Origin of the sequence: Streptomyces sp. NPDC050703 (genome assembly GCF_040654435.1) — a bacterium.
In the GTDB taxonomy this organism is placed as follows: Bacteria; Actinomycetota; Actinomycetes; order Streptomycetales; family Streptomycetaceae; genus Streptomyces.
Genome location: NZ_JBFAHX010000002.1, coordinates 136,511 through 160,315, shown reverse-complemented (window position 1 = coordinate 160,315; position 23,805 = coordinate 136,511). Strand labels below are relative to the sequence as shown.

Annotated in this window: 19 protein-coding genes and 1 riboswitch; of the genes, 7 read left to right on the top strand and 12 right to left on the bottom strand. The window is 72.0% G+C overall.

Annotated features, from left to right (window positions below):
• Positions 1 to 4: 4 nt before the first annotated feature.
• Positions 5 to 1,243 carry a hypothetical protein gene (locus AB0I16_RS02350; protein ID WP_363247410.1) on the bottom strand — a complete coding sequence of 413 codons (1,239 nt, stop codon included), beginning with the start codon at positions 1,241 to 1,243 and terminating at the stop codon, positions 5 to 7.
• A gap of 471 nt (positions 1,244 to 1,714) precedes the next feature.
• Here AB0I16_RS02350 and sepH point away from each other — a divergent pair, with 471 nt between their 5' ends.
• Positions 1,715 to 2,818 carry a septation protein SepH gene (gene sepH / locus AB0I16_RS02345; RefSeq protein WP_363247409.1) on the top strand — a complete coding sequence of 368 codons (1,104 nt, stop codon included), beginning with the start codon at positions 1,715 to 1,717 and terminating at the stop codon, positions 2,816 to 2,818.
• A 64-nt stretch (positions 2,819 to 2,882) separates the two neighbouring features.
• Here the strand turns inward: sepH and AB0I16_RS02340 are convergent, their stop codons facing one another.
• The gene (locus AB0I16_RS02340) at positions 2,883 to 3,710 is read right to left on the bottom strand and encodes a sulfurtransferase (protein ID WP_363247408.1); all 828 of its coding nucleotides are present in this window, start codon (positions 3,708 to 3,710) and stop codon (positions 2,883 to 2,885) included.
• A gap of 357 nt (positions 3,711 to 4,067) precedes the next feature.
• Here AB0I16_RS02340 and AB0I16_RS02335 point away from each other — a divergent pair, with 357 nt between their 5' ends.
• Positions 4,068 to 4,880 (top strand): VOC family protein, encoded by an 813-nt coding sequence (locus AB0I16_RS02335; protein ID WP_363247564.1) that lies wholly within the window; start codon positions 4,068 to 4,070, stop codon positions 4,878 to 4,880.
• Between the two features lie 36 nt (positions 4,881 to 4,916).
• On the opposite strand, the gene AB0I16_RS02330 is transcribed toward AB0I16_RS02335, so the two are convergent.
• The 4 genes from AB0I16_RS02330 to AB0I16_RS02315 form a co-directional block, all read right to left on the bottom strand.
• On the bottom strand, positions 4,917 to 5,579 hold the full coding sequence (locus AB0I16_RS02330) for a thymidine kinase (protein ID WP_363247407.1): 663 nt from the start codon (positions 5,577 to 5,579) through the stop codon (positions 4,917 to 4,919).
• Between the two features lie 39 nt (positions 5,580 to 5,618).
• A complete protein-coding gene (locus AB0I16_RS02325) occupies positions 5,619 to 6,806 on the bottom strand; it encodes a nucleotide pyrophosphatase/phosphodiesterase family protein (RefSeq protein ID WP_363247406.1) in 1,188 nt (395 codons plus the stop codon).
• Positions 6,806 to 7,393, bottom strand: coding sequence for a DUF5998 family protein (locus AB0I16_RS02320; protein WP_076684164.1), 588 nt, complete (start codon positions 7,391 to 7,393; stop codon positions 6,806 to 6,808). Before AB0I16_RS02320 ends, AB0I16_RS02325 begins: the two co-directional genes overlap by 1 nt.
• A 69-nt stretch (positions 7,394 to 7,462) precedes the next feature.
• Complete coding sequence (locus tag AB0I16_RS02315) at positions 7,463 to 10,312, bottom strand: GNAT family N-acetyltransferase (RefSeq protein WP_363247405.1); 2,850 nt, start codon at positions 10,310 to 10,312, stop codon at positions 7,463 to 7,465.
• Positions 10,313 to 10,479: 167 nt separating this feature from the next.
• Between AB0I16_RS02315 and AB0I16_RS02310 the strand changes: the two genes are divergently transcribed.
• The gene (locus AB0I16_RS02310; protein ID WP_062780101.1) at positions 10,480 to 10,761 is read left to right on the top strand and encodes an HPr family phosphocarrier protein; all 282 of its coding nucleotides are present in this window, start codon (positions 10,480 to 10,482) and stop codon (positions 10,759 to 10,761) included.
• 221 nt (positions 10,762 to 10,982) lie between these two features.
• On the opposite strand, the gene AB0I16_RS02305 is transcribed toward AB0I16_RS02310, so the two are convergent.
• The 4 genes from AB0I16_RS02305 to AB0I16_RS02290 all read right to left on the bottom strand — a co-directional run bounded on the left by AB0I16_RS02305 (position 10,983) and on the right by AB0I16_RS02290 (position 15,878).
• Complete coding sequence (locus AB0I16_RS02305) at positions 10,983 to 11,669, bottom strand: GntR family transcriptional regulator (protein ID WP_363247404.1); 687 nt, start codon at positions 11,667 to 11,669, stop codon at positions 10,983 to 10,985.
• A gap of 235 nt (positions 11,670 to 11,904) precedes the next feature.
• Complete coding sequence (locus AB0I16_RS02300) at positions 11,905 to 12,729, bottom strand: M23 family metallopeptidase (RefSeq protein ID WP_363247403.1); 825 nt, start codon at positions 12,727 to 12,729, stop codon at positions 11,905 to 11,907.
• Between the two features lie 12 nt (positions 12,730 to 12,741).
• Positions 12,742 to 12,904: riboswitch (cyclic di-AMP (ydaO/yuaA leader) on the bottom strand.
• 203 nt (positions 12,905 to 13,107) lie between these two features.
• A complete protein-coding gene (locus AB0I16_RS02295) occupies positions 13,108 to 14,493 on the bottom strand; it encodes a pitrilysin family protein (RefSeq protein WP_363247402.1) in 1,386 nt (461 codons plus the stop codon).
• On the bottom strand, positions 14,490 to 15,878 hold the full coding sequence (locus AB0I16_RS02290; protein ID WP_363247401.1) for a pitrilysin family protein: 1,389 nt from the start codon (positions 15,876 to 15,878) through the stop codon (positions 14,490 to 14,492). The genes AB0I16_RS02295 and AB0I16_RS02290 overlap by 4 nt, the downstream gene beginning before the upstream one ends.
• Before the next feature lie 212 nt (positions 15,879 to 16,090).
• On the opposite strand from AB0I16_RS02290, the gene AB0I16_RS02285 reads away from it, so the two are divergent.
• Positions 16,091 to 18,544, top strand: a complete 2,454-nt coding sequence (locus AB0I16_RS02285) for a DNA topoisomerase IV subunit A (protein WP_363247400.1) — start codon at positions 16,091 to 16,093, stop codon at positions 18,542 to 18,544.
• 5 nt (positions 18,545 to 18,549) lie between these two features.
• Here the strand turns inward: AB0I16_RS02285 and AB0I16_RS02280 are convergent, their stop codons facing one another.
• Positions 18,550 to 19,668, bottom strand: coding sequence for a GTP-binding protein (locus AB0I16_RS02280; RefSeq protein ID WP_363247399.1), 1,119 nt, complete (start codon positions 19,666 to 19,668; stop codon positions 18,550 to 18,552).
• A gap of 365 nt (positions 19,669 to 20,033) precedes the next feature.
• Here AB0I16_RS02280 and AB0I16_RS02275 point away from each other — a divergent pair, with 365 nt between their 5' ends.
• Positions 20,034 to 20,597, top strand: coding sequence for a DUF6082 family protein (locus tag AB0I16_RS02275; protein ID WP_363247398.1), 564 nt, complete (start codon positions 20,034 to 20,036; stop codon positions 20,595 to 20,597).
• A gap of 342 nt (positions 20,598 to 20,939) precedes the next feature.
• Positions 20,940 to 21,179, top strand: a complete 240-nt coding sequence (locus tag AB0I16_RS02270) for a hypothetical protein (RefSeq protein WP_363247397.1) — start codon at positions 20,940 to 20,942, stop codon at positions 21,177 to 21,179.
• Between the two features lie 38 nt (positions 21,180 to 21,217).
• Here AB0I16_RS02270 and AB0I16_RS02265 read toward each other — a convergent pair whose 3' ends face one another.
• The gene (locus tag AB0I16_RS02265; RefSeq protein WP_363247396.1) at positions 21,218 to 22,399 is read right to left on the bottom strand and encodes a citrate synthase/methylcitrate synthase; all 1,182 of its coding nucleotides are present in this window, start codon (positions 22,397 to 22,399) and stop codon (positions 21,218 to 21,220) included.
• A 120-nt stretch (positions 22,400 to 22,519) separates the two neighbouring features.
• On the opposite strand from AB0I16_RS02265, the gene AB0I16_RS02260 reads away from it, so the two are divergent.
• Entirely contained in the window at positions 22,520 to 23,788 is a 1,269-nt protein-coding gene (locus AB0I16_RS02260; RefSeq protein WP_363247395.1) for a citrate synthase family protein, read from the top strand.
• Positions 23,789 to 23,805 lie beyond the last annotated feature (17 nt).

Here is a 23,805-nt window from a genome sequence, read left to right as displayed (position 1 = left end):
CCGCCTACGGGCTCGGGGTCTCGCCCTCCCGCGCGTCGCCGCCGGCGCCCGTGCCGGTGCCGGTGGACGGGGTGGGCGTCGGGGCCGTGGTCGGTGTCGGGTCCGTACGCGAGTCGTCGCTCCCGGAACCGGAGTCCGTGCCCTTGTCCTCGCCGGTGTCGCCGGAGTCCGTGCCGGGGTCCTCGGACGCGGAGCCCGAGCCGGTGCCTTCGCCCGTGCCCGGGGTCTGGCCGCCGGTCCCCTCCGGGTCCCGCGTGGCGCCGCCGTCATCCTGGGTGGAGCCCTCGTCCGTGCCCGAGGTGCCGCTGTCCGAGGGCTGCCCCGTCGGATCGCCCGCGGGCGCGGACGGCTCCTTCGGAGAGGTGTGGTTGTTCCGCGTGAGGTTGCTGATGGTGGTGCCCTCGCCGCCGCTGAAGTCCTTGCCCGAGACCAGCTCGTACGTGGTGATGCCGGCCATGGAGACACCGAACACCAGGGCCGCAGCGATCAGCGGCCGCTTCCAGCTGCGGACACGCGCGCGGTGCGTCGTCCCCTCGGTGAACTCGTCGGGCGGGAGCGGCGGCATGGCGGCCGTCCCGGGAGCCGCCGCCTCCGGGGCCCCCGGCAGGGCGCCGGCGCGCAGCACGCGCGTGGCGTCGTCCGTCGGCAACGCGCGCGTGGCGTCGACGGAGCCGAGGAGCTGGGTCCGCTCGGCGTCGGCGCCCGCCGCGGCGACCGAGGGCAGGACCGTCGTGGGGTCCGCGTCGCCGCCGGGGACGGGCAGCACCGTCGTCTCGTCCGCTCCGGAGACGGGCAGGACCGTCGTCTCGTCGGCGCCGGCGCCGGTCCCGGCCGCGGTGTCGCGGGGTCTGCCCCACGTCGTGGTCACGGGCCCGGTGGCGCCCGCGGCGGCGCCGGAGAGCTTGGACGTCTCCGGTGGCTTGAAAGTGTCGGGCACCGAGGGGCTCCGGGCCACCGGCACCTGCTGCGCCCTGGGCTTGGCCTGGACGGCCACGACGCGTATCTGTTCACCCGTACGCTTGAAGAAGTGCTGGAAGATGGTGCCGCCACAGGTCGCCACGCCGCTCACGACGCCGGCGCCGAGGATCGTCCCGTAGACACCGAGGTTCGAGGCGAGCTTGGCCGCCACCACCGCGGCCATGGCGCTGCCCGCGACCTGCGGCACGCTGAGATCGAGGCGCCGCTTGCCCTCCGGCTCCTCCTGGTCCTTCGACTCCTTGCCGGAATCCGGCTTTACTCGCATCTCCGCCCCTTGCCTGCCTTTCTCGCCTTTCTCGACTGACTGCACGAGAAAGGGACGTATGGGCGAAGTGATTAGTTCCGTTTCGGGCGATTCCGTGAAGTGCGCCACGCATGTGTACGAACACGGGATCGGGGAAGGCGTTCAACTCCCTTCCCCTGCGAGAACTTCGGCGGCGCGGCGGTCCACCCGGGTGGCCCGAATGGAGTACTGTTGCGAGCCCTGGGTCCGGTCTCCCGCCAGGGTGCCCGGGCCTCCAAGGACCGCCGGGTGGGGGACCTGCTGCACAGGGTGACGAACGTCGTCACTTAGCGTTGCGAAGGGGTAACCGTGCCATAACGGCGATCCAGGGCCCATGCCCGACACGCCGGGCAACTCGGCAAGGTTGTGGCAGGCTGCACCCGGGCAGGCCACACTCGACTAGCGGAAGCAGCGACGCACGTGACGTCGGCAGGCACCACCCGGGAGGTTCCCATGCCCGAACTGCGTGTCGTGGCCGTCAGCAACGACGGCACACGGCTGGTGCTGAAAGCTGCGGACAGCACGGAGTACACGCTTCCGATCGACGAACGGTTGCGCGCGGCCGTCCGCGGTGACCGGCCCCGACTCGGCCAGATCGAGATCGAGGTGGAGAGCCACCTCCGCCCCCGTGACATCCAGGCGCGGATACGTGCCGGTGCCAGCGCGGAGGAAGTGGCCCAGCTCGCCGGCATCCCCGTCGACCGCGTCCGCCGCTTCGAGGGACCCGTCCTCGCGGAGCGCGCCTTCATGGCCGAGCGCGCACGGAAGACACCCGTCCGCCGCCCCGGGGAGAACACGGGGCCCCAGCTCGGCGAGGCCGTCCAGGAGCGGCTGCTGCTGCGCGGGGCCGACAAGGACACCGTCCAGTGGGACTCCTGGCGCCGCGACGACGGCACCTGGGAGGTCCTGCTCGTCTACCGCGTCGCGACCGAGCCGCACTCCGCGAGCTGGACGTACGACCCGCCCCGGCGGCTCGTCCAGGCCGTGGACGACGAGGCGCGCTCGCTGATCGGTGAGACCGACGACATCGCCGCGCCCGAGCCCAGCTTCCCGTTCGTGCCGCGCATCGCCCGGCTGCCCAGGGACCGCCCCCTCGACCGGCCGCTCGACCGCGCCCTCGACCGGCAGATGGACCGTCCAAGTGTGCCTCCGGCCCCCGTCGAGCCGCCGGAGGAGGGCATCGGCGCGGGCGCCGCGGTGGCCGAGCAGGAGCGCGACTCGCTGACCAGCCTCCTGGAGGCGGTGCCGAGCTTCCGCGGCGACATGGTGGTGCCCGAGCGCCCCTCGGTCGCGTCCACCGCGGAACTGCCGCCCGTGCCCGTGCAGGACGAGCCCGAGCAGGAGATCGACGCCGAGGAGCCCCCCGCGGCCTCGGCCGGCGCCGGGGCGGCCTACGCGGACGTGCTCATGCCACGCGCGGTGGCCAGCCACCGCGACCGCCTCGTCGGCTCCACGGACCGTCAGGCCGAGGCCGACGGCGTCCGCCCCGGGCGCCGCGCCGCGGTCCCGAGCTGGGACGAGATCGTCTTCGGCACACGCCGCAAGAAGCAGGAGTAGCAGGTCGTACGCCGGCGGCCCCGCACCTCGAAGGTGCGGGGCCGCCGCGCGTGGGCCCGTACCGCTACCCGGGGTCGGCGCCCGTGGCGACGGGCCGCGATCCGTCCGCGGACCACTCCGACCACGAACCGACGTACAGGGCGGCCGGGACGCCGGCGACCGCGAGGGCCAGCACCTCATGCGCGCCCGAGACGCCGGAGCCGCAGTAGACGCCGACCTCCGTGCCGCCGTCCGCGCCGAGCGACCGGAAGCGGTCGGCCAGTTCGGCGGACGGCTTGAAGCGGCCGTCCTCCCGGACGTTCTCCGTGGTGGGCGCGGAGACCGCGCCCGGGATGTGGCCCGCCACCTTGTCGATCGGCTCGACCTCGCCGCGGTACCGCTCGGCCGCGCGGGCGTCGAGGAGCAGCCCCGAACGGGCGAGAGCCGCCGCGGAGTCCGCGTCCAAGTAGTCCGTGCTGTTCGGGGCGGGTGCGAAGGTGCCCTCGGCGGGCGCCTTGCCCTCGCCCCGCTCCAGCGGTCCGGTCCACAGGGCGATGCCGCCGTCGAGGACGCGGACAGAGGTGTGCCCGGTCCAGCGCAGCATCCACCACAGGCGCGCCGCCGCCCAGTTCTGGCCACCGTCGTACACCACCACGTCCCGGTCCGCGGAGACCCCCGCGGCCCGCATCACCGCGCCGAAGCGGTCCACGTCCGGCAGGGGGTGCCTGCCGCGCGGGCCGGGGGGTCCCGCCAGGTCGGCGTCCAGGTCGACGAAGACGGCCGAGGGGATGTGCCCCTCCTCGTACGCGGATCGCATCGAGCCCTGGTGCTGCCAGCGGACGTCGAGGAGGACCGGCGGATTCTCGCCCGCCAGGTCGCTCGCGAGTTCGGCTGCGGAGATGATGGCGTTCATGGACCCCATCCTTGCGCATGGGGTGGCCGCGCGGCCAAGGTCCGGCTAGCCTGCTCGGCCGGACCCCGACCGGACACGGGGCGTACCGAACCTGGCACTCCCCGTACCGTGGGCGGACACCGGCCGGACATTCCGCGTCAGCGGGTCGTCAGCGGGTCGATGACCGCGAAACGGGCATGCTCCGCGGGAGGCCGGAGGCGGAGAGCCGGAGCGGGAAGCCCCCGGCGCGGCGCGGCCGGAACGCGAAGCGCTGCGGGTGGTGCGAGCATCTGCACGGTGCGCGGGCGTGCGTCGAGGGCACGCGCGCTCGGAAGCGAAGACGAAGCGGCCGTGACGAAGGCCGAGGAGAAGGTGACGATGACCGAGGCACGGGCGTCCGCCGGACGGCGTGACGGCGCGGGAGCCGGTCCGAGCACACCCGGCACACCCTGCTGGGTGAGCCTGATGGCGCACGGCCTGGCAGCGACCCAGGAGTTCTACGGAGCGCTCTTCGGCTGGGAGTTCCGGCCGGGACCCGAACAGCTCGGCCCCTATGTGCGGGCGCTGCTCGACGGCCACGAGGTCGCCGGGATCGGCCAGCTTCCGCCCGGCCGGCAGCTCCCCATCGCCTGGACGCCGTATCTGGCGACGGACGACGCGGACGCGACGGCCGAGGCGGTGCGCCACTGCGGCGGCACGGTGGGCGTCGGCCCCATCACGGCCGGGAAGGCGGGGCGGATGGCCGTGGCGCTCGACCCCACGGGCGCGGTGTTCGGGCTCTGGCAGGCCGCGCGCCACCTGGGCTCCGCGGTGGTCGGCGAGCCGGGAGCGCCCGCCTGGTACGAGCTGGTGACCAGGGAGACCTCCGGCGTCTTCCCGTTCTACCGCAACGTCTTCGGCTTCACCGAGGAGCCCGTCGTCTCGGCCGACGTCGACTATCTGCGGCTGTGTGTCGACGGGCGCCCCGTGGCGTCCATGCACGGCGTGGGCGACGCGCTGCCCCGCGACACGGGCCCGCACTGGATGACGTACTTCGAGGTCGCCGACGCCGACGCGGCGGCGGGCCGGGTCGTCGAGCTGGGCGGCCACGTGGTCCGGCCCGCGTGGGACGACGCCTACGGGCGGATGGTGACGGTGGCCGATCCGGAGGGCGCGGTCTTCACCGTCGTGCGCTCCGACCGCGAGGGCTGATCCGGCCGGAGCGGTGACGCGGGCCCCCAGGCGCGTTCAGGCGCGGAGGGCGGCGGTGTCCACCGGCAGGACGTCGGGTGAGAGGGCACCCGCGCGTGCGGTCGCCGCCGTCGTCCTGCGCTGGTGGTGACGGCGGCACAGGACCTCGTAGCCGACCTCGTCGGGCGACTGGTCGACGTCGCCGATGACGACCTGGGCGCCCTCGACGACCATTTCGCCGCCTATGGTGCGGGCGTTGTGCGTGGCGCGGGCGCCGCACCAGCACAGGGCCTCGACCTGGAGCACCTCGACGCGGTCGGCGAGCTCCACCAGGCGCTGCGAGCCGGGGAACAGCTTGGAGCGGAAGTCCGTGGTGATGCCGAAGGCGAAGACGTCGAGTGCGAGGTCGTCGACGATCCGGGCCAGCTGGTCGATCTGGTCCGGGGTGAGGAACTGCGCCTCGTCGGCGATCACGTAGTCCGCGCGTCCGCCGCGCGAGAGGTGGTCGACGAGGTGGGCGTAGAAGTCGAAGTCGTCCGCGGCCTCGATCGCGTCGGTGACCAGGCCGAGCCGGGAGGAGAGCTTGCCCTCGCCCGCGCGGTCGTCCCGCGTGAAGATCAGTCCCTGGAGCCCGCGGGCCGAGCGGTTGTGCTCGATCTGCAGAGCCAGTGTGCTCTTTCCGCAGTCCATCGTTCCGGAGAAGAACACCAGCTCGGGCATGGGGGGTGGCGGACCTTTCGAGGCGTGCGGAGTGGGGGTCTAGGAGCGTACTTCGAGGAGGGGAACGAGCTGTTCGACGGCGGTCATGGACCCGTGCATGCCGACCAGTGCCGACTCGTTGGGCTCGCGCCGCGTGGCGATGATCGCCGCGTCGTCGTGCGCGGCGGCGACCACGTCGCCGATGCGCTCGTACACACGTTGATCAATGTGTGGACCGAACCAGCCCGCGTTGATCGCCTCGTCACGTGAGGCGACCCAGAACTGCTCGCCCAGCACCTCGCGCCACACCGTCAATACGTCGTTCTGCGCACCGGGGACCGCGTAGACATGGCGGGCGCGGCCCTCGCCGCCGAGGTGGGCGACGCCGGCGCGCAGCTCCCAGTCCTCGTCGAAGTCGATACGGGACCGCTCGTCGAAGGGGATGTCGAGCATGCCGTGGTCGGCGGTGACGTACAGGGCACTGCGCGGCGGCAGCCGCTCCGCGAGGCGCTGGGCGAGCCGGTCGACGTACATGAGCTGGCCGCGCCAGTCGTCGGAGTCCACGCCGAAGCGGTGGCCCTTGCCGTCGACCTCCGCGTAGTACGTGTAGACCAGGGACCGGTCCCCCGCCGCCAGTTGCTCGGCGGCGAGGTCCATGCGGTCCTCCCCGGAGAGTCTGCCGCGGAAGGTGCCGCCGCTGAGGGCGATCTTCGTGAGCGGGGTGTGCTCGAAGCCGGGCGCCGAGACCTGGGCGGTGTGCACCCCCGCCTCGTGGGCCTGCTGGAAGACGGTGGGGTGCGGCTGCCAGGCGTGCGGGTCCGTCCACGGGTTCCAGCGGAGCTGGTTCATCAGCTCGCCCGTGGCGGGATCGCGCACGGTGTACCCGGGCAGGCCGTGGGCGCCCGGCGGCAGCCCCGTGCCGACCGAGGCGAGCGACGTCGCTGTGGTGGCGGGGAAACCGGCGGTGATCGGCTGTCCCGTGCCGCCGCGCGAGCCGGCGAGCAGCGAGCTGAGGAAGGGGGCCTCCGCGGGGTGCGCCTTGAGCTGCTCCCAGCCGAGGCCGTCGATCAGGAAGACGCAGTTGCGGTCGGCGGGAGCCAGCTCGGCGATGGCCGGAGCGTGGCCCGGCACGCCCTGGTGGGCGACGAGCGTCGGCAGCAGGTCGGCGAGCGATCCCGAGCCGTACGCGGGCACGGGGGCGGTGTCGAGGGCGAGCGGCTCCACGTCGTCCCAGGCGGGCAGCGACATCAGCGGGCGGTCTCCGCGGTGGCCTCGGACAGGGCCTGGGCGAAGGCGAGCGTCTGCCGCACGGCGTCGGGGCCGTCACCGGCCTCGCTGACGCGCAGGCTGAGGTCGTCGGCGGTGGAGCTGCCGGTGTACCCGTGGTCGGCCTCGCAGTTGGGGTCGCCGCAGGCCGCGGGCTCCAGGTCGATGCGGGAGACGGCGCCCCAGCCGATGGTCAGGACGACCTCGCGGGGCGGTGTGCCGGGCACGTACTTCTCGGGGTTGGCGACGACGCGGCTGAGGACGACGGAGGAGATCCGGCCGATCTTGACCGACTCCGTGGAGGTCGTCGCGTACGGCGTCGGGGACGTGCCGTCCGCCGCCTGCTCGTCGGTGTGGCTCACGATGAAGCGGGTGCCGGTCAGCACGAGGACCGTGACGTGCCTGCGCACTTCGTTGGCGTCGAACGTCGTCTCCTGGTGGACCAGGTACGACCCGATGGCCTCGCCGCCGATGGCGGCCTCCACGGCCTCGGCCACGAGGGCCGGGTAGTAGCCGCTGCGCTCGATCGCCGCGCGCAGCCCCTGGGTCGTCGTACCGGTCTTTGCCATGCCGTCCATCCTACGGCCCGGCGAGGGGCCCATGAGCCCCCGCGGGCGGCCCGGCGCCGGGAAGCGTCGTCAGTAGCGGGGGAGCGTCCGCGGGCCCAGGTCGTCACGCGCGGGCGGGGGCGCGAGCCGGACCGACGCGCCGAGCACGGAGAGCCCGCGGGGGGCCACGACCACGGGCTCCAGGGAGACGCCGGCCACCTCCGGGTGGTCGTCGACGAGCCGGGAGACCCGCTGGAGCAGTTCCTGCAGCGCCGGGGTGTCGACGGGGGCCGAGCCGCGCCAGCCGAAGAGGAGCGGGGCGGTCCTGATGGACCTGACGAGGGAGGCCGCCTCGCGGTCGGTGACCGGGATCAGCCGGTGCGCGGTGTCGCCGAGCAGTTCCGAGGCGGCGCCCGCGAGTCCGAAGGAGAGCACCGCTCCGGCCGCCGGATCGATGACGGCGCGCACGACGGTGTCGACGCCGCGCGGCACCATCCCCTGGACGACGGGCCGCAGCTCCGCCGGCTTGCCGAACAGGTCGATCAACTCTTGATAGGCCCGTCGCAGTTGATCCTCGTCGGCGAGGTCGAGCCGCACCCCGCCGAGATCGGCACGGTGGCGCAGGTGCGGGGCGGTGGTCTTCAGGGCCACGGGGTAGCCGAGCCTGCGCGCGGCCTCCACGGCCTCGTCGGGGCCCGGCGCGGGCAGCGCCTCGCGTACGGGGATGCCGTACCGCCCGAGCAGTTCGTGGGCGTCGGCCGCGGCGAGGGTGAGGCCGCGGCGGCCCTCCTCGCGCGCGAGCAGCTCCGCGATGCGGTCGGCGGTCCCGCTCTCGTCGATGTCGTCGTACTCGTGCACCTTGCCGGGTTCGGCCGCCTCGCGGCGCCACTGGGCGTACCTGACGGCTTCGGCGAGGGCGCGGACGGCGCGTTCGGCCGCGGGGTAGGCCGGGATGCGGTGGGAGTGCGCCGCTTCCCCGGCGGCCCCGGTGTCCGGGGCGGTCTCGGCCGCCGGGGCGGGCGCGGGGGGCTCGCTCCCGCCGGAGGGCGCGGCAGGGGCGTCGGGCCGGGTCCTGGCGGCGGCGGCCAGGGCCTCGGCGAGGCCGCCGAGCTCCACGTGGACCACGGCCACGGGCTTCGCCGGGCACCCCGCGGCGGCGGCGCGCAGCTCGCCGGCCAGTGTCTCGGGGTCGGCGGCGACGTTGTCCTCGCGCACCCAGGGTATCGCGTTGACGATCACCGCGTCGCACCCGTCGTCCGACAGCGCCTCGGCGAGCGCGGCCCGGAAGTCGGCGGGGGTGGCCCCCGTGGTCAGATCGCGCGGCGGCAGCGGTCGCAGCCCGTCGGCGACGCAGGCGTCGTACGTGAGCAGTCCCAGCGACTCGGAGTTGCCGAGGATGCCCACCCGGGGCCCCGAGGGCAGCGGCTGCCCGGCGAGCAGCAGCCCGGCGTCGACCATCTCCGTGACGGTGTCCACGCGGATGACGCCCGCCTGGCGCAGCAGGGCCGACACGGTGGCGTGCGGCAGCCGCGTGGCCTGCACCGCGTGCCCGGTGGGGGCGATGCCGCTGTGCCGGGCTCCCTGGACGACGACGAGCGGCTTGGCGGTCGCGGCCCTGCGGGCGAGGCGGGTGAACTTGCGGGGGTTGCCGATGGTCTCCAGGTACATCAGCGCGACGTCGGTGTCCGGGTCCTCGTACCAGTACTGGAGGACGTCGTTCCCGGAGACGTCGGCCCGGTTGCCGGAGCCGATGAACGTGGACAGGCCGGCTCCCCTGCGGTGCAGCCCGGAGAGCAGCGCGATGCCGATCGCCCCCGACTGGGTGAACAGACCGATGCGCCCGCGCGCGGGCGACTGCGGGGCGAGCGAGGCGTTGAGCCGCGCCCGGGGGGAGGTGTTGATGACGCCGAAGGCGTTGGGGCCGATGATGCGCATGCCGTACGAGCGCGCCCGGCGCACCAGTTCGCGCTGCCGCTCGCGCCCCTCGGGGCCGCTCTCCGCGTACCCGGCGGAGAGCACGACGAGGCCCTGCACCCCGCGCTCGCCGCACTCGGCGACGACCTGCGGCACACGGTCGGCGGGCACGGCGACCACGGCGAGGTCGACGGGTTCGGCCACGGACGCCACGGCGCGGTGCGCGGGCACGCCCTCGACCCGGGTGCCCTCTTCGAAGGCGCTGTTCACCGCGTACAGGCGCCCGGCGAACCCGGCGTCACGGAGGTTGCTCAGGACGCTGCGCCCGACGCCGCCCGGGGTCCGGCCCACGCCGATGACCGCGACCGATCCCGGCGTCAGCAGGCGCTGCACGGACCGGCCCTCGGCGCGCTGCTCGCGGGCGCGCTGCACGGCGAGCGAGCGGTCCGTCGGCTCCAGGTCGAACTCCAGGCGTACGACGCCGTCCTCGAAGCTGCGCTTCTGCTGGTAGCCCGCGTCCGTGAACACCTTGATCATCTTGGTGTTGGCGGGCAGCACCTCGGCCGCGAAGCGCCGGATGCCGCGCTCCCTGGCGACCGCCGCGATGTGTTCGAGGAGGGTGGAGGCCACTCCCCTGCCCTGATGGGCGTCCTGCACGAGGAAGGCGACCTCGGCCTCGTCGGCGGGCGCGGCGGCTGCCATGCCGCGCTCGTCGATGCGGTCGTACCGCACGGTCGCGATGAACTCGCCGCCCACCGTCGCCGCCAGGCCCACGCGGTCCACCAGATCGTGGTGGGTGAAGCGGTGCACGTCCTTGGCGGAGAGACGGGGGTAGGGCGCGAAGAACCGGTAGTACTTCGACTCGTCCGAGACCTGTTCGTAGAAGCTGACCAGGCGGTCCGCGTCCTCGGCCGTGATGGGCCTGATCCTGGCGGTGCCTCCGTCTCGCAGCACCACATCGGCTTCCCAGTGCGCGGGGTAGTCGTGCCGCTCCTGCTGATCCGACTGATCCGACGGGGTCTGCATGGAGCCAGGGTACGGGTCGCGGGGCGGCTCGGACCTTGGCAGGCTGGGAGCCCGGTGACCGCGGGGACAGCCGGCCGGATGACCTGGGCGTACGGTCGGCAGAGCACCCGTGCCGACATGAGACACTGGTCTAGACAACTTGGAAACACCTGGAAGGGCAGCAACACATGGCTGAGCGCCGCGTCAACGTCGGCTGGGCCGAGGGCCTCCACGCCCGACCCGCCTCCATCTTCGTCCGCGCGGCCACGGCCGCCGGCGTACCCGTGACGATCGCCAAGGCCGACGGCAACCCGGTCAACGCCGGCTCGATGCTCGCGGTGCTCGGCCTCGGCGCCCAGGGCGGCGAGGAGATCACCCTCGCGTCCGACGCCGAGGGCGCCGACGCCGCCCTCGACCGTCTGGCCAAGCTCGTCGCCGAGGGCCTTGAGGAGCTCCCGGAGACGGTCTGAACCGAGCGGCACCGACTGAAGGGTCCACCCTGCCACGGGGTGGACCCTTTGGCGTATGCGGCGCTTTCCGCGCTTCCTGATTTCACGGCATTGCGGCGCTCTGCGCATCGCTAACATCGCCAACATCGCCAACATCGCCAACGGAGCATGGCGCATAAAGCGCATTGAAATTCCGCGCCCTTCTCACACCGGCGTCCACTCTCTTTTGTACGGCGCCCGCGTTAATTCAGAAGGCCCGCCGTGTTTACGGCACGTTGCGGACCCCTCACGCGGTGGGCGCGTCCGGCGGGCCGCGGCCTGTGGGCCGACGCCGTGCGCTCCGCGTGCGCCGCGGCGAGCGCCCTGGCCCGTTCCGCGTCCCCGCGGGAGACCGCGTCGACGATCGCCGCGCGCTCGGCCCAGGCCTCGTCCGGCGCGGCGGAGGGCTCGACGGCGTACATCCAGGCGGTCTTCTGCCGGAGCTGGGCGAGCAGCGTGATCAGCCCGGGGCTGCCGGACGCCTGGGCGAGCGTCTCGTGGAACCAGCCCTCCAGCGAGGCCAGATCCTCCCCCTGACCCTTCCGGCAGCGCTCCCCGCCCACCTTGACGAGGCCGCGCAGGACCTTGAGGTGGGCGTCGGTGCGGCGGCGCGCCGCGCGGGCCGCGACGAGCGGTTCCAGCAGCGAGCGCACGTCGAGCAGGTCGGCCGCCTCCTGCTCGGTGGGTTCGGCGACGCATGCGCCCGCGTGCCTGCGCCTGACGACGAAGCCCTCGGCCTCCAGGGTGCGCAGGGCCTCGCGCACGGGAACGCGCGAGACGCCGTAGCGGCGTGCGAGGAGGTCCTCGGTGAGCCGGCTGCCTCTCTCATGGACTCCGGAAATGATGTCGTCCCGTATCGCCGTGCATACCGAGTGCGCGGGAATGCGCATGCCCTGACCTCCGCCTTGATACCGCGCGACGCGGTCGACCGACGCTCTTTCCGCGACTCTATTGCAGGGTGTCGCGTTTTCCGACGGGGCGAGGGAATTCATGGATATCTTTTGGCCAGACGGCGAAAGCCCCGGCTCATTCGTGAGCCGGGGCTTTCGGTACGACGCGGGGGTGTCGGTACGACGCGGGGGTGTCGGTACGACGCGGGGGTGTCGGTCGCGTCGGTCAGACGTGTCAGACGTTGACGCCGTGCGCGCGGAGGTAGGCGACGGGGTCGATGTCCGAGCCGTACTCCGCACTGGTGCGGGCCTCGAAGTGCAGGTGCGGGCCGCTGGAGTTGCCCGTGGAGCCGGAGAGGCCGATCTGCTGGCCCGGGGTGACCGTCTGGCCAACGGTGACACCGAGGGAGGACATGTGGCCGTACTGGGTGTACGTGCCGTCGTTCATCTTGATCACGACGTTGTTGCCGTAGGCACCGCCCCAGCCGGCCTCGACGACGGTGCCGGAGCCGACCGCGTGGACCGGGGTGCCGGAGGAGGCGTGGAAGTCGACGCCGGTGTGGCTGCCGGAGGACCACATGGCCCCGCCGGTCTGGTAGCCCGTGGAGACGTAGGAGCCGGCGATCGGGGAGGCGTAGGTGTTCAGGCGCTTGCGCTCGGCCGCGCGGGCGGCGCGCTCCTTCTCCTCGCGCTCCTTCTCGGCCTTCGCCTTGGCCTCGGCCTCGGCCTTGCGCTTCTCCTCGGCGGCCCTCTTCTTGGCGGCCTCTTCGGCCTTCTTGGCCGCCTCTTCGGCCTTCTTGGCCGCGGCGGCGTCGTCGGCGGCCTGGCGCTGGGCGGCGGCCTGCGCGTCGACGCCGTCGGCGAGCGAGTCGCCGACGGAGATCGCCTGGGTGAGTCCGGTGTGCTCGATGGGCGCGTCGTCGGCGGCGGCGAGCGCGGGGCCCGCCAGGCTCCCGATGACACCGGTGGTGGTGAGCGCGGCGACACCGGCGGCGTTGGCCGTGGTGCGCGTCAGGCGGCTCGGACGACGGTGCTTCCCGGTGGCACGGGTGAACGCCATGAAGCGGCTGGTCCTTTCCTTCCCTCTCGCCTACCGGGTTAGCTGACGGGTTCGGAGCAGGAAGGTCTCCTACGAGTCCCTCACCGTGCGGCAAGGTGCCCGATTCACCCCAAGGGACGTGTGGGTCCCCGGCTCCCCTGGCTCGCGCCGTACGGGGACTCGGCGATGACTGTCCGGTGCCGCGGCTGCGGCGTACTGCGTGACGAACAGCCGGACCGACGCTAAACGTGTCCTCTTTCGAACGACAAACAGAACGCCTCTTTTGTAGCGCACGCCACACGGCAGACAGGCAACCTCCATGGTAATTCGGACATATGGGGACCCCGGGGCCACAAACGGCCACCGGGGTCCCGGTATGCCCTGACTCCGCGCCGCCGCTCAGCCGGAGACGACGCTCACGTCGCCGATGCCGAGGGCCCTGACGGGCTCCTCGATGCGCGCGGCGTCACCCACGAGGATCGTCACCAGATGGTCCTCCGGGAAGGCGCTCACGACCGCCGCGGTGGCCTCCACGGTGCCGGTGGCGGCCAACTGCCGGTAGAGCTGCGCCTGGTAGTCGTCCGGGAGGTTCTGCTCGACCTGGTCGGCGAGCGTGGCCGCCACGGAGGCCGCCATCTCGTACTTGAGCGGAGCGACGCCCACCAGGTTCTGCACCGCCACGTCGCGCTCGGCGTCGGTCAGGCCCTCCGCGGCGAGCGTGCGCAGCACCGTCCAGAGGTCTTCGAGCGCGGGGCCCGTGGACTCCGTGTCGACCGATCCGCTGATGGCGAGCATCGCGGCGCCCGAGCCGTCCGGGGCCGAGCGCAGGACCTGGCCGAAGGAGCGCACACCGTAGGTGTAGCCCTTCTCCTCCCGCAGGACGCGGTCGAGCCGGGAGGTGAGGGTCCCGCCGAGGCAGTACGTGCCGAGGACCTGGGCCGGCCAGACGCGGTCGTGCCGGTCCGGGCCGATGCGGCCGATCAGGAGCTGCGTCTGCACGGCTCCGGGACGGTCGACGATGACCACACGGCCGGTGTCGTCGGCGGTGATGGCCGGCACGGGGCGCGGCTCCGCCGTGCTGCCCGTCCAGGTGCCGACGGTGTCCGCGAGCATCTCGTCCAGGTCGACGCCCTGCAGATCGCCGACGACCACCAGGGTGGCCGCCGCCGGACGGACGTGCTTCTCGTAGAAGGCGCGCACCGCCGCCGAGTCGATGGCGCCGACCGTCTCCTCCGTGCCCTGGCGCGGGCGCGACATGCGCGAGCTCGCCGGGAAGAGCTGCCGGGACAGCTCCTTGGCGGCCCGGCGCGCCGGGTTGGCCGCCTCGTGCGGGATCTCGTCGAGGCGGTTGCGGACCAGGCGCTCGATCTCGCTGTCCGCGAAGGCGGGGGCGCGCAGGGCGTCGGAGAGCAGTCCGAGCGCCTTCGGCAGGCGGGAGACGGGCACTTCGAGGGAGACGCGGACGCCGGGGTGGTCGGCGTGCGCGTCCATGGTGGCGCCGCAGCGGTCGAGCTCGGCGGCGAACTCCTCGGCGGAGTGCTTGTCCGTGCCCTCGTTGAAGGCCCTCGCCATGATCGTGGCGACGCCGTCGAGGCCCGCGGGCTCGGCCTCCAGCGGGGCCTCCAGGTGGACCTCCACCGCGACGACCTGCTGGCCGGGGCGGTTGCAGCGCAGCACCGTCAGGCCGTTGGGCAGGGCGCCGCGCTCGGGGGCGGGGAAGGCCCACGGCTTGGCCGTGCCGGGCTCTGGCTGCGGGTGGAACTGCATGGTCGCGGCCTCGGTCACTTCGCCGCCTCCTCTTCCTGTTCGGTCTCGCCGGCGGGGGTCTGCTCGGTCCCGTCGGCGGCCGTCTCCCCGGCGCCTCCGGCGGCCACGGGCTCGTACACGAGCACCGCGCGGTTGTCGGGCCGCAGGCGGGCCTTGGCGACCTCCTGGACCTCCTCCGCGGTGACGTCGAGGACGCGTCCCACGGCGGTGAGGGCGAGCTGCGGGTCACCGAAGAGGACGGCGTACCGGCACAGTTCGTCCGCGCGGCCCGCGACCGTGCCGAGCCGGTCGAGCCACTCGCGCTCCAGCTGCGCCTGCGCGCGCTCCATCTCCTCCGGGGTGGGACCCTCTTCGGCGAAGCGGGCCAGCTCCTCGTCGACGGCGGCCTCGATGACGGGGACCTCGACGTCGCCCGAGGTCTTCACGTCGAGCCAGCCGAGCGAGGGCGCGCCGGCGAGCCGCAGCAGGCCGAACCCGGCGGCGACGGCGGTGCGGTCCCGGCGCACGAGCCGGTTGTAGAGCCGCGACGACTCACCGCTGCCCAGGACGGTCAGCGCCAGGTCGGCCGCGTCGCACGCACGCGTGCCGTCCTCCGGCAGCCGGTAGGCGGCCATCAGGGCGCGGGCGGGGACCTCCTCCTCGACGACCTCGCGGATCTCCCTGCCGATGCGCTCGGGCAGGGAGCCGTCGCGCGGCGGCTGCTTGCCGTCGTGCGAGGGGATGGACCCGAAGTACTTCTCGATCCAGGCGAGCGTCTGCTCCGGGTCGATGTCGCCGACGACCGAGAGCACCGCGTTGTTCGGCGCGTAGTACGTACGGAAGAACTGGCGCGCGTCCTCCAGGGTGGCCGCGTCCAGGTCCGCCATGGAGCCGATCGGCGTGTGGTGGTACGGATGGCCCTCCGGGTACGAGAGGGCGGTCAGCTTCTCGAAGGCGGTGCCATAGGGGACGTTGTCGTAGCGCTGGCGGCGCTCGTTCTTCACCACGTCCCGCTGGTTCTCCATGGACTCCTCGTCTAGCGCGGTGAGCAGCGAGCCCATCCGGTCGGCCTCAAGCCACAGGGCCAGCTCCAGCTGATGGGCGGGCATCGTCTCGAAGTAGTTGGTGCGCTCGAAGCTCGTCGTGCCGTTGAGCGAGCCGCCGGCGCCCTGGACCAGCTCGAAGTGGCCGTTGTTCGACACCTGCTTCGAGCCCTGGAACATGAGGTGCTCGAAAAGGTGAGCAAGACCTGTCCGTCCCTTGACCTCGTGGCGCGAGCCGACGTCGTACCAGAGGCACACCGCGGCGACCGGGGTCAGGTGGTCCTCGGAGAGCACCACGCGCAGGCCGTTGGCCAGCCGGTGCTCGGTCGCTGTCAGGCCGCCGGAGCCGGGCTCGGCTGTGGCCGTGTGACCCATGGGCATGTACGTCCCTTCGATCGCTGAATCTGCAGAATTGCTGCGAGTCCCGCCACTGTATGCAGCGTGCCGACACCTCACGAAGTTCCCGGTCCGCTCACGGCGTAGTCGCCTCCGACACCGCCGGTGCACGGGTCGTGGTCGGCGTTGTCAGTGGGACAGTCCACAATGGTCGGCGTCAGAACCCGCACTTGCTTGTCGAAGGAGCCGCAGCAGCGATGGCCCGCCGCAGCACGAAGACCCCGCCGCCCGACGAGTCGTTCGAGGAGAGGATCCTCGACATCGACGTCGTCGACGAGATGCAGGGCTCCTTCCTCGAGTACGCGTATTCGGTCATCTACTCCCGCGCCCTGCCGGACGCCCGCGACGGCATGAAGCCGGTGCACCGCAGGATCGTCTATCAGATGAACGAGATGGGTCTGCGCCCCGACCGCGGCTATGTGAAGTGCGCCCGTGTCGTCGGCGAGGTCATGGGTAAGTTGCACCCCCATGGCGACGCGTCGATCTATGACGCCCTGGTGCGCATGGCGCAGCCCTTCTCGATGCGCCTGCCCCTGGTGGACGGCCACGGCAACTTCGGCTCGCTGGGCAACGACGACCCGCCGGCCGCCATGCGGTACACCGAGTGCCGGATGGCCGACGCCACGTCCCTGATGACGGAGTCGATCGACGAGGACACGGTCGACTTCGAGCCGAACTACGACGGCCAGGAGATGGAGCCGTCAGCCCTCCCGGCGGCATACCCGAACCTCCTGGTCAACGGCGCGTCGGGCATCGCGGTCGGCATGGCGACGAACATGCCGCCGCACAACCTCGGCGAGGTCATCGCCGCCGCCCGGCACCTGATCAGGCACCCGGGGGCCGACCTCGACACCCTGATGAAGTACGTGCCGGGCCCCGACCTGCCCACCGGCGGCAAGATCGTCGGCCTGACCGGCATCAGGGACGCGTACGAGAAGGGCCGCGGCAGCTTCAAGATCCGCGCCACGGCCACCGTGGAGAACGTGACGGCGCGCCGCAAGGGCCTCGTCGTCACGGAGCTGCCCTTCACCGTGGGGCCCGAGAAGGTCATCTCCAAGATCAAGGACCTGGTCGGCTCGAAGAAGCTCCAGGGCATCGCCGACGTCAAGGACCTCACCGACCGCTCGCACGGCCTGCGTCTGGTCATCGAGATCAAGAACGGCTTCGTCCCGGAGGCCGTCCTGGAGCAGCTGTACAAACTGACGCCGATGGAGGAGTCCTTCGGCATCAACAACGTGGCACTGGTCGACGGCCAGCCCCTCACCCTCGGCCTCAAGGAACTCCTTGAGGTCTATCTCGACCACCGCTTCAACGTGGTGCGCCGGCGCAGCGAGTTCCGCCGCGGCAAGAAGCGCGACCGCCTGCACCTGGTCGAGGGCCTCCTGGTCGCGCTCCTGGACATCGACGAGGTCATCCGCCTCATCCGCTCCAGCGAGAACTCCGCGCAGGCCAAGGAGCGCCTGATCGAGCGCTTCTCGCTGAGCGACATCCAGACGCAGTACATCCTGGACACCCCGCTGCGCCGTCTGACCAAGTTCGACCGCATCGAGCTGGAGTCCGAGCGCGACAAGCTCAACGGCGAGATCGACGAGCTGACCGGAATCCTTGACTCGGACGCGGAGCTCCGCAAGCTGGTCTCGTCCGAACTGGCCGCGGTCGCCAAGAAGTTCGGCACCGACCGCCGCACGGTGCTCCTCCAGTCGGCGGGCTCGCCCGCCGCCACGGTCTCGCTCCAGGTCGCCGACGACCCCTGCCGCGTGCTCCTGTCGTCCACGGGCCTCCTGGCCCGCACGGCCAACGGCGACCCCTTCGGGGAGGGCAGCACCAAGCGCGTCAAGCACGACGTGATCGTCTCGGCGGTGCCCGCCACCGCGCGCGGCGAGGTCGGCGCGGTCACCTCCCAGGGGCGGCTCCTGCGCCTCTCCGTGGTGGACCTGCCGCAGCTCCCGGAGACGATGGGCGCGCCCAACCTCTCCGGCGGCGCACCCGTCTCCGAGCTGCTCCCCCTGGAGAAGGACGAGAAGCTCATCTGTCTGATGACCCTCGACGAGTCGTCGCCGGGCCTGGCCCTTGGCACCGAGCAGGGCGTGGTCAAGCGGGTGGTGCCGGACTATCCCTCGAACAAGGAGGAGCTGGAGGTCATCACCCTCAAGGACGGCGACAGGATCGTCGGCGCGGCCGAGCTGCGTACGGGCGAGGAGGACCTGGTCTTCATCACGGACGACGCCCAGCTCCTGCGCTACCAGGCCTCCCAGGTCCGCCCCCAGGGCCGTCCCGCGGGCGGTATGACGGGTGTGAAGCTGGCCGCGGGGGCGAAGGTCATCTCCTTCACCGCGGTCGACCCGGCGGTGGACGCGGTCGTCTTCACGGTGGCGGGATCGCGCGGCACGCTCGACGACTCCGTCCAGACCACGGCCAAGCTGACGCCGTTCGACCAGTATCCGCGCAAGGGCCGCGCCACGGGCGGCGTGCGCGTCCAGCGGTTCCTGAAGGGCGAGGACTGCCTGAGCTTCGCCTGGGCGGGCCCGACGCCCCCGCACGCGGCACAGCGCAACGGCACGCCGGCCACGCTCCCGGACATCGACCCGCGCCGCGACGGCTCGGGCGTCTCCCTGGCGAAGCCGGTGGCGGCGGTGGCCGGACCGGTGTAGCCGCTCTACCCCTCCGGGTCGGCTTCCGCCGTCTCCTCGGGCTCCTGCACATAGCGCAGCACGCCCCACATGCCCTGCTCGTCAGCGGTGTGCGGGGCGTCCGCGCGACAGGCGTCGAGGCCCTTCCCCAGGCCCGCCGCGTCGATGTCCGACCCGATGAGCACGAGCCGGGTCAGCCGGGGTTCATCGGCGCCCCAGGGCTCCGGGTAGAACCGCAGGAACCGCCCGACGGCATGCACGGCGTACCGGTTCCGCGGATCGGAGGCGCCGAAATCGACGTACCCCTTGATGCGGTAGAGCCCTTCGGGCCTGCTGTCGAGCAGGGCCATCAGGTGACGCGGATCGAGAGGCACCTCCGAGGTGAAGGAGAGGCTCTCGTAGGCGGAGTGCGGATGGTGGGCGTGTCCGGAGCACTCGCCGTCGGCGCACTCCCCCTGGAGGGCGTCCGCATCGCCGTCCTGGCCGACGGTCGCGTCGTGGTCCCGCAAGTCGTCGAAGGAGAGCTGCCCGACCCGCTCACCCACGGGAGCACGGTCGAAGAACAGCTCGACGTCGACGCGCCCGTAGGAGGCGGCGACCACGGCCGCGCGCCCGGCGAGACCGCGGACGACGTCGAGTACACGCTCGCGCTCGGCCCCCGGCACCCGGTCGGTCTTGTTGACGACGACGAGATCGGCGATGCCCAGATGCCGGTCGACCTCGGGGTGCCGCTGCCGCGTCGCGTCGAACTCGGCGGCGTCGACGACCTCGACGAGCCCCCCGTAGACGGTGTGCGGGTTCTCGCCGGCGAGCACCATCTTGACGAGTTCCTGCGGCTCGGCGAGCCCGCTGGCCTCGATGACGATGACGTCGATCCCGGCGGCGGGAGCGGCCAGCCGCTCCAGATACTCGTCGAGTTCGCTCGCGTCCACGGCACAGCACAGGCACCCGTTGCCGAGGGAGACGGTGGAGTCGCCGAGCTGCCCGGCGACCGACATGGCGTCGATCTCGATCGATCCGAAGTCGTTGACGATCGCCCCGATACGGGTGCCGCCGCTGCGGTGCAGCAGATGGTTGAGCAGGGTGGTCTTGCCGGACCCGAGGAACCCGGCGAGGACGACTACGGGAATCTGCCGCTTGTTCACAACCGTGTGCCCCTCACACCGACACTCGTACGGACGCCGGTGCATTCCGTACGACGAATAAGACCGGGGCCAGGATATGCGCGGCGCGCGAGTCACATGGACGCGCGTGGAAAAGCGGCGTCACGTGCGCGTGGAGGTGCCTCGAAGTGAACGATTGTTAGCGGCGCTCGCGGGGCACACATTGTGCACGGCGTCGGGATGTGCGGCCACCGCTTCCTTCCGTGCGCCTCCTCTCCGCCTCCCCGCCGATCAGAGCCGCTCGGCACTCTGGGAGACGGCAAGCGCACGCCCATCGCTCGCCGGTCCGTTCCCTGTCGACCCGCACCCCGACGACCGGCGGACGGTCGCCTAAATCGGGGGTTGACATGCTCACTATAAGAATAGCCGCCGGTAGCCTCCGGCCCGCCGTCGCGGCCGGGTTCGGCCTCGTGGCAGGAGCCATCGGCGCGCTGACCGCACAGCGCCACACCATTGACGCGCTGCGCGTCCGGCTCGAACAACTGGAACAGGCCGCACACGACCAGCACGACGCCAACTTGGCCATGCAGCAGCGCCTCCACTGGGAGCTGCTGAGCAAAGCGATGGACGACCAGGACTTGGCCGAAGTCCTGAACACCTACGAGGAGGACGTCACTCCGCAGCGACACCGCCAGTACCTCTTCGCCAACGCCCTCTACACGAATCTGCTGTTCTACCACCGCGTCGGCAATATCGACCGCGACGAGTTCTTCGGGTTCGTGCGCGGAATCTTCCAGAACCCGATCGTCAGGGAGTACTGGAACGCGGGCAGGCACCACAGGGCCACCATCGCGAACGCCTCGGACGAGGCCGAGCTCGGACATCTGGTGGACGACCTGCTGATGCAACTGGAGGAGGCCGACATCGACGAATGGTGGGTCATCGGCGAGCCGCCGAGCAGAGAGCCCTGAGACGGGAAAGCCGCAGCTCGCCGTGGCCCCGCGAGACTGCGGCACGCCTCCCGCACCGTCACCGCCGCTCTCCCCCCTTCACTTGCGCATCTCTCGTTTCATCCCTCGTTTCATCCCTCGTTTCGTCCGTCGCCGCGCCGTCAGGGCATCACGCGGACGGGTGAGTCACCGGAAGTGGCAGCCCTCGTTTACCTAATGCCATCTCGGGCCGCTGACCGCGCGGACCGCGCAGGAAATCGCCCCACCCCATCCGACGCCCCACCCCACCGGTCGAGGCAAGCCCACAAGGACGCCCGGTCTGTCCCGGTGTCCGTGCGTCAGCTTGAGACCAGAGGGAAATCAGTGAGCCACATCATCCGTCGGATCGGGGCCAGCCCACGCGCGCGAGGCAGCGTATCCGGACAGAACTGCCCGGATATCTTCGAACTGTCCGACGGAAGTTTCGCGGTGATCGGCACAGACGCCACCGCGAAGCTCGACGCCGAACTCCCTACGGACGCCTCCCGAGGCCACTACGAGCGCATCGTCATCGTCACCAGGGAAACACTCGTGCGCGCCAAGGCCGACATTCCCGACAGCTGACGGCACGTCATCCCGGACCGGGCTCGGCGACGCGGACCCTATGCCCCGGGCGGTGGCGGCACCGCGGCCGGCGGCTCCACCCCCACATACCGCGCCGCCGGGCGGATGATCTTCGAGTCGTGCGCCTGCTCAAGGATGTTGGCCCCCCAGCCCACCACCCGCGCGCAGGCGAACGTCGGCGTGAACATCTCCCGGGGCAGTCCGCACAGCTCCATGACCACACCCGCGTAGAACTCCACGTTCGTGTGCAGCTCCCGCCCCGGCTTCAGTTCGGCGAGGATCGCCTCGACCTGGCGCTCGACCTCCACGGCGAACTCCACGAGATCACCGCCGAACCGCCGCGCGATCTCCCGCAGCATGCGCGAGCGCGGGTCCTCGGTGCGGTAGACGGGATGCCCGAAGCCCATGATGCGGTCGCCCGCGAGGACCCGTTCGCGGATCCAGCCGTCGATGCGGTCGGCGGTGCCGATCGCGTCAAGGGTGTCGAGGGCACGGCTCGGCGCACCGCCGTGCAGGGGCCCCGACAGCGCGCCGACCGCACCCACCAGACAGGCCGCCACATCCGCACCCGTGGAGGTGACGACGCGCGCCGTGAACGTTGACGCGTTGAAGCCGTGATCAATGGTGGAGATCAAGTACTGCTCGATCGCCCGCGCACGGGCCGCGTCCGGCTCGGAACCGGTGAGCATGTACAGGTAGTTGGCCGCGTACGACAGGTCGTCGCGCGGCTCGACGGGCTCAAGGCCCTGACCGAGCCGGTACAGCGCGGCGAGCAGGGTCGGCACGACCGCCGACGTGGCCAGGGCGTCCTCGCGGCGGCGGTCGTCATCGATGTCGTACACCGGCCGCAGGCCCTTCGACGCCCCGAAGAGCGACAACGCGGTGCGCAGTCCGGAGAGCGGGCCCGACAGCACGCCGGCGCGCGCGATGGCGGGCAACGCCGCGCGGACCTCGGCGGGCAGGTGCCGCAGCGACGCGGTGCGCTCGGCGAAGGCCGCGCTCTGCTCGGCGTCCGGCAGCTCGCCGTGGAACATCAGGTGCCATACGTCCTCGAAGCCGCGCTTCTGCGCGAGTTCGACGGCCGAGTACTGGCGGTAGTGGTAGAAGCCCTCATATCCCCGCACGTCCCCGAGTGCGGTCTCGGTGACGACGACGCCCGCGAGTCCTCGTGGGACCTCGACGGGCCCGGCGGGAACAGCGGCGGAGCCATTGATCGGCATGTTCTTCCTCGACTCTCTCCCTGAACTTGATTCGACTGTCCACGCTTGACTAAATAGTGTCAATATTGATTTGATCAATATACCAATCCACATATCGTGTATCCGGATACGGTGACGCCCATGACGGAGCAAGGAACCGCGCCCGAGGGTCGGCGGCTCAGCACGAAAGAGGCCGCCGAGCTGCTCGGCGTGAAGCCCGAGACCGTGTACGCGTACGTGAGCCGGGGCCAGCTCAGCAGCCGCCGCGGCCCGGGATCACGGGGCAGCACGTTCGACCCGGGAGAGGTCGAGGCACTGGCCCGCAGGAACCGCCGGGCGCCCGCGACACCGACCACCGGCGACCAGCTCTCCGTACGCACCCGCATCACGCTCATCGACGACGACCGCTACTACTACCGCGGGGTCGACGCCGTACGGCTGGCATCGGACCACTCCTACGAAGAGGTGGCCGAGTGGCTGTGGACCGGTGTCCTGCGCCGGGATGTCCGGTTCACCGCCCCGGCGGAGACCGTGTCCGCGGCGCGCAAGGCCGTCGACGCGCTGCCCGAGCACAGCGGCCCGACGGACCGGCTGCGCGTGGCGGCCATCTCCGCCGCCGCCGCCGACCCGCTCCGCTTCGACCTCTCCGAAGAGGCCGTGATCGGCACCGGACGCACGTTGATCCCGACCCTCGTCACCGCACTCCCACCGGTACCGTCCAGTCATCACGACGACGGCCCGCTGGCCCGACGCCTGTGGTCGAGGTTGACCGGCATCAAGCCCGACGAGGTCTCGCTGCACACCCTGGACACCGCGCTCGCCCTGCTCGTCGACCACGACCTCGCGGCATCGACCCTCGCCGTCCGCGTCGCCGCCTCGGCACGCGCCCACCCCTACGCGGCCGTCTCGGCCGGGCTCGGCGTCCTGGAGGGCCCTCTGCACGGCGCGGCCAGCGGCATGGCCCACCGCATGCTCCTCGACGTGCTCGACCGGGGCAGCGCGGCGCCCGTCGTGGCCGCCGAACTCCGCGCGGGCCGCCGCGTACCCGGCCTCGGACACCGCCTCTACACCGGCGAGGACCCGCGCGCGCAGGCGTTGTTCGCCCTCCTGGAGAACAAGCCCGGAGCGGCGCCCGCCCTCGCCGCGGCGCGCGACATCGTGGCCACCACCGCCCGGCACACCGATCTGCGGGCCAACGTCGACCTCGCCCTCGCCGTCCTCACCGCCTCCTCGGGGATGCCGGCGGAAGCGGGCGAGACGATCTTCGCGGTGGCCCGTACGGCGGGCTGGATCGCGCACGCCCTGGAGGAGTACGGCGAACGTCCCCTGCGCATGCGCCCGAGCGGCCAGTACGTGGGGCTGCGCCCACCTCAGGCGATGCCCGCGCCGGACGAGGCGCGAAAAGCCTGAGGGGAGCCGCGGGTTAG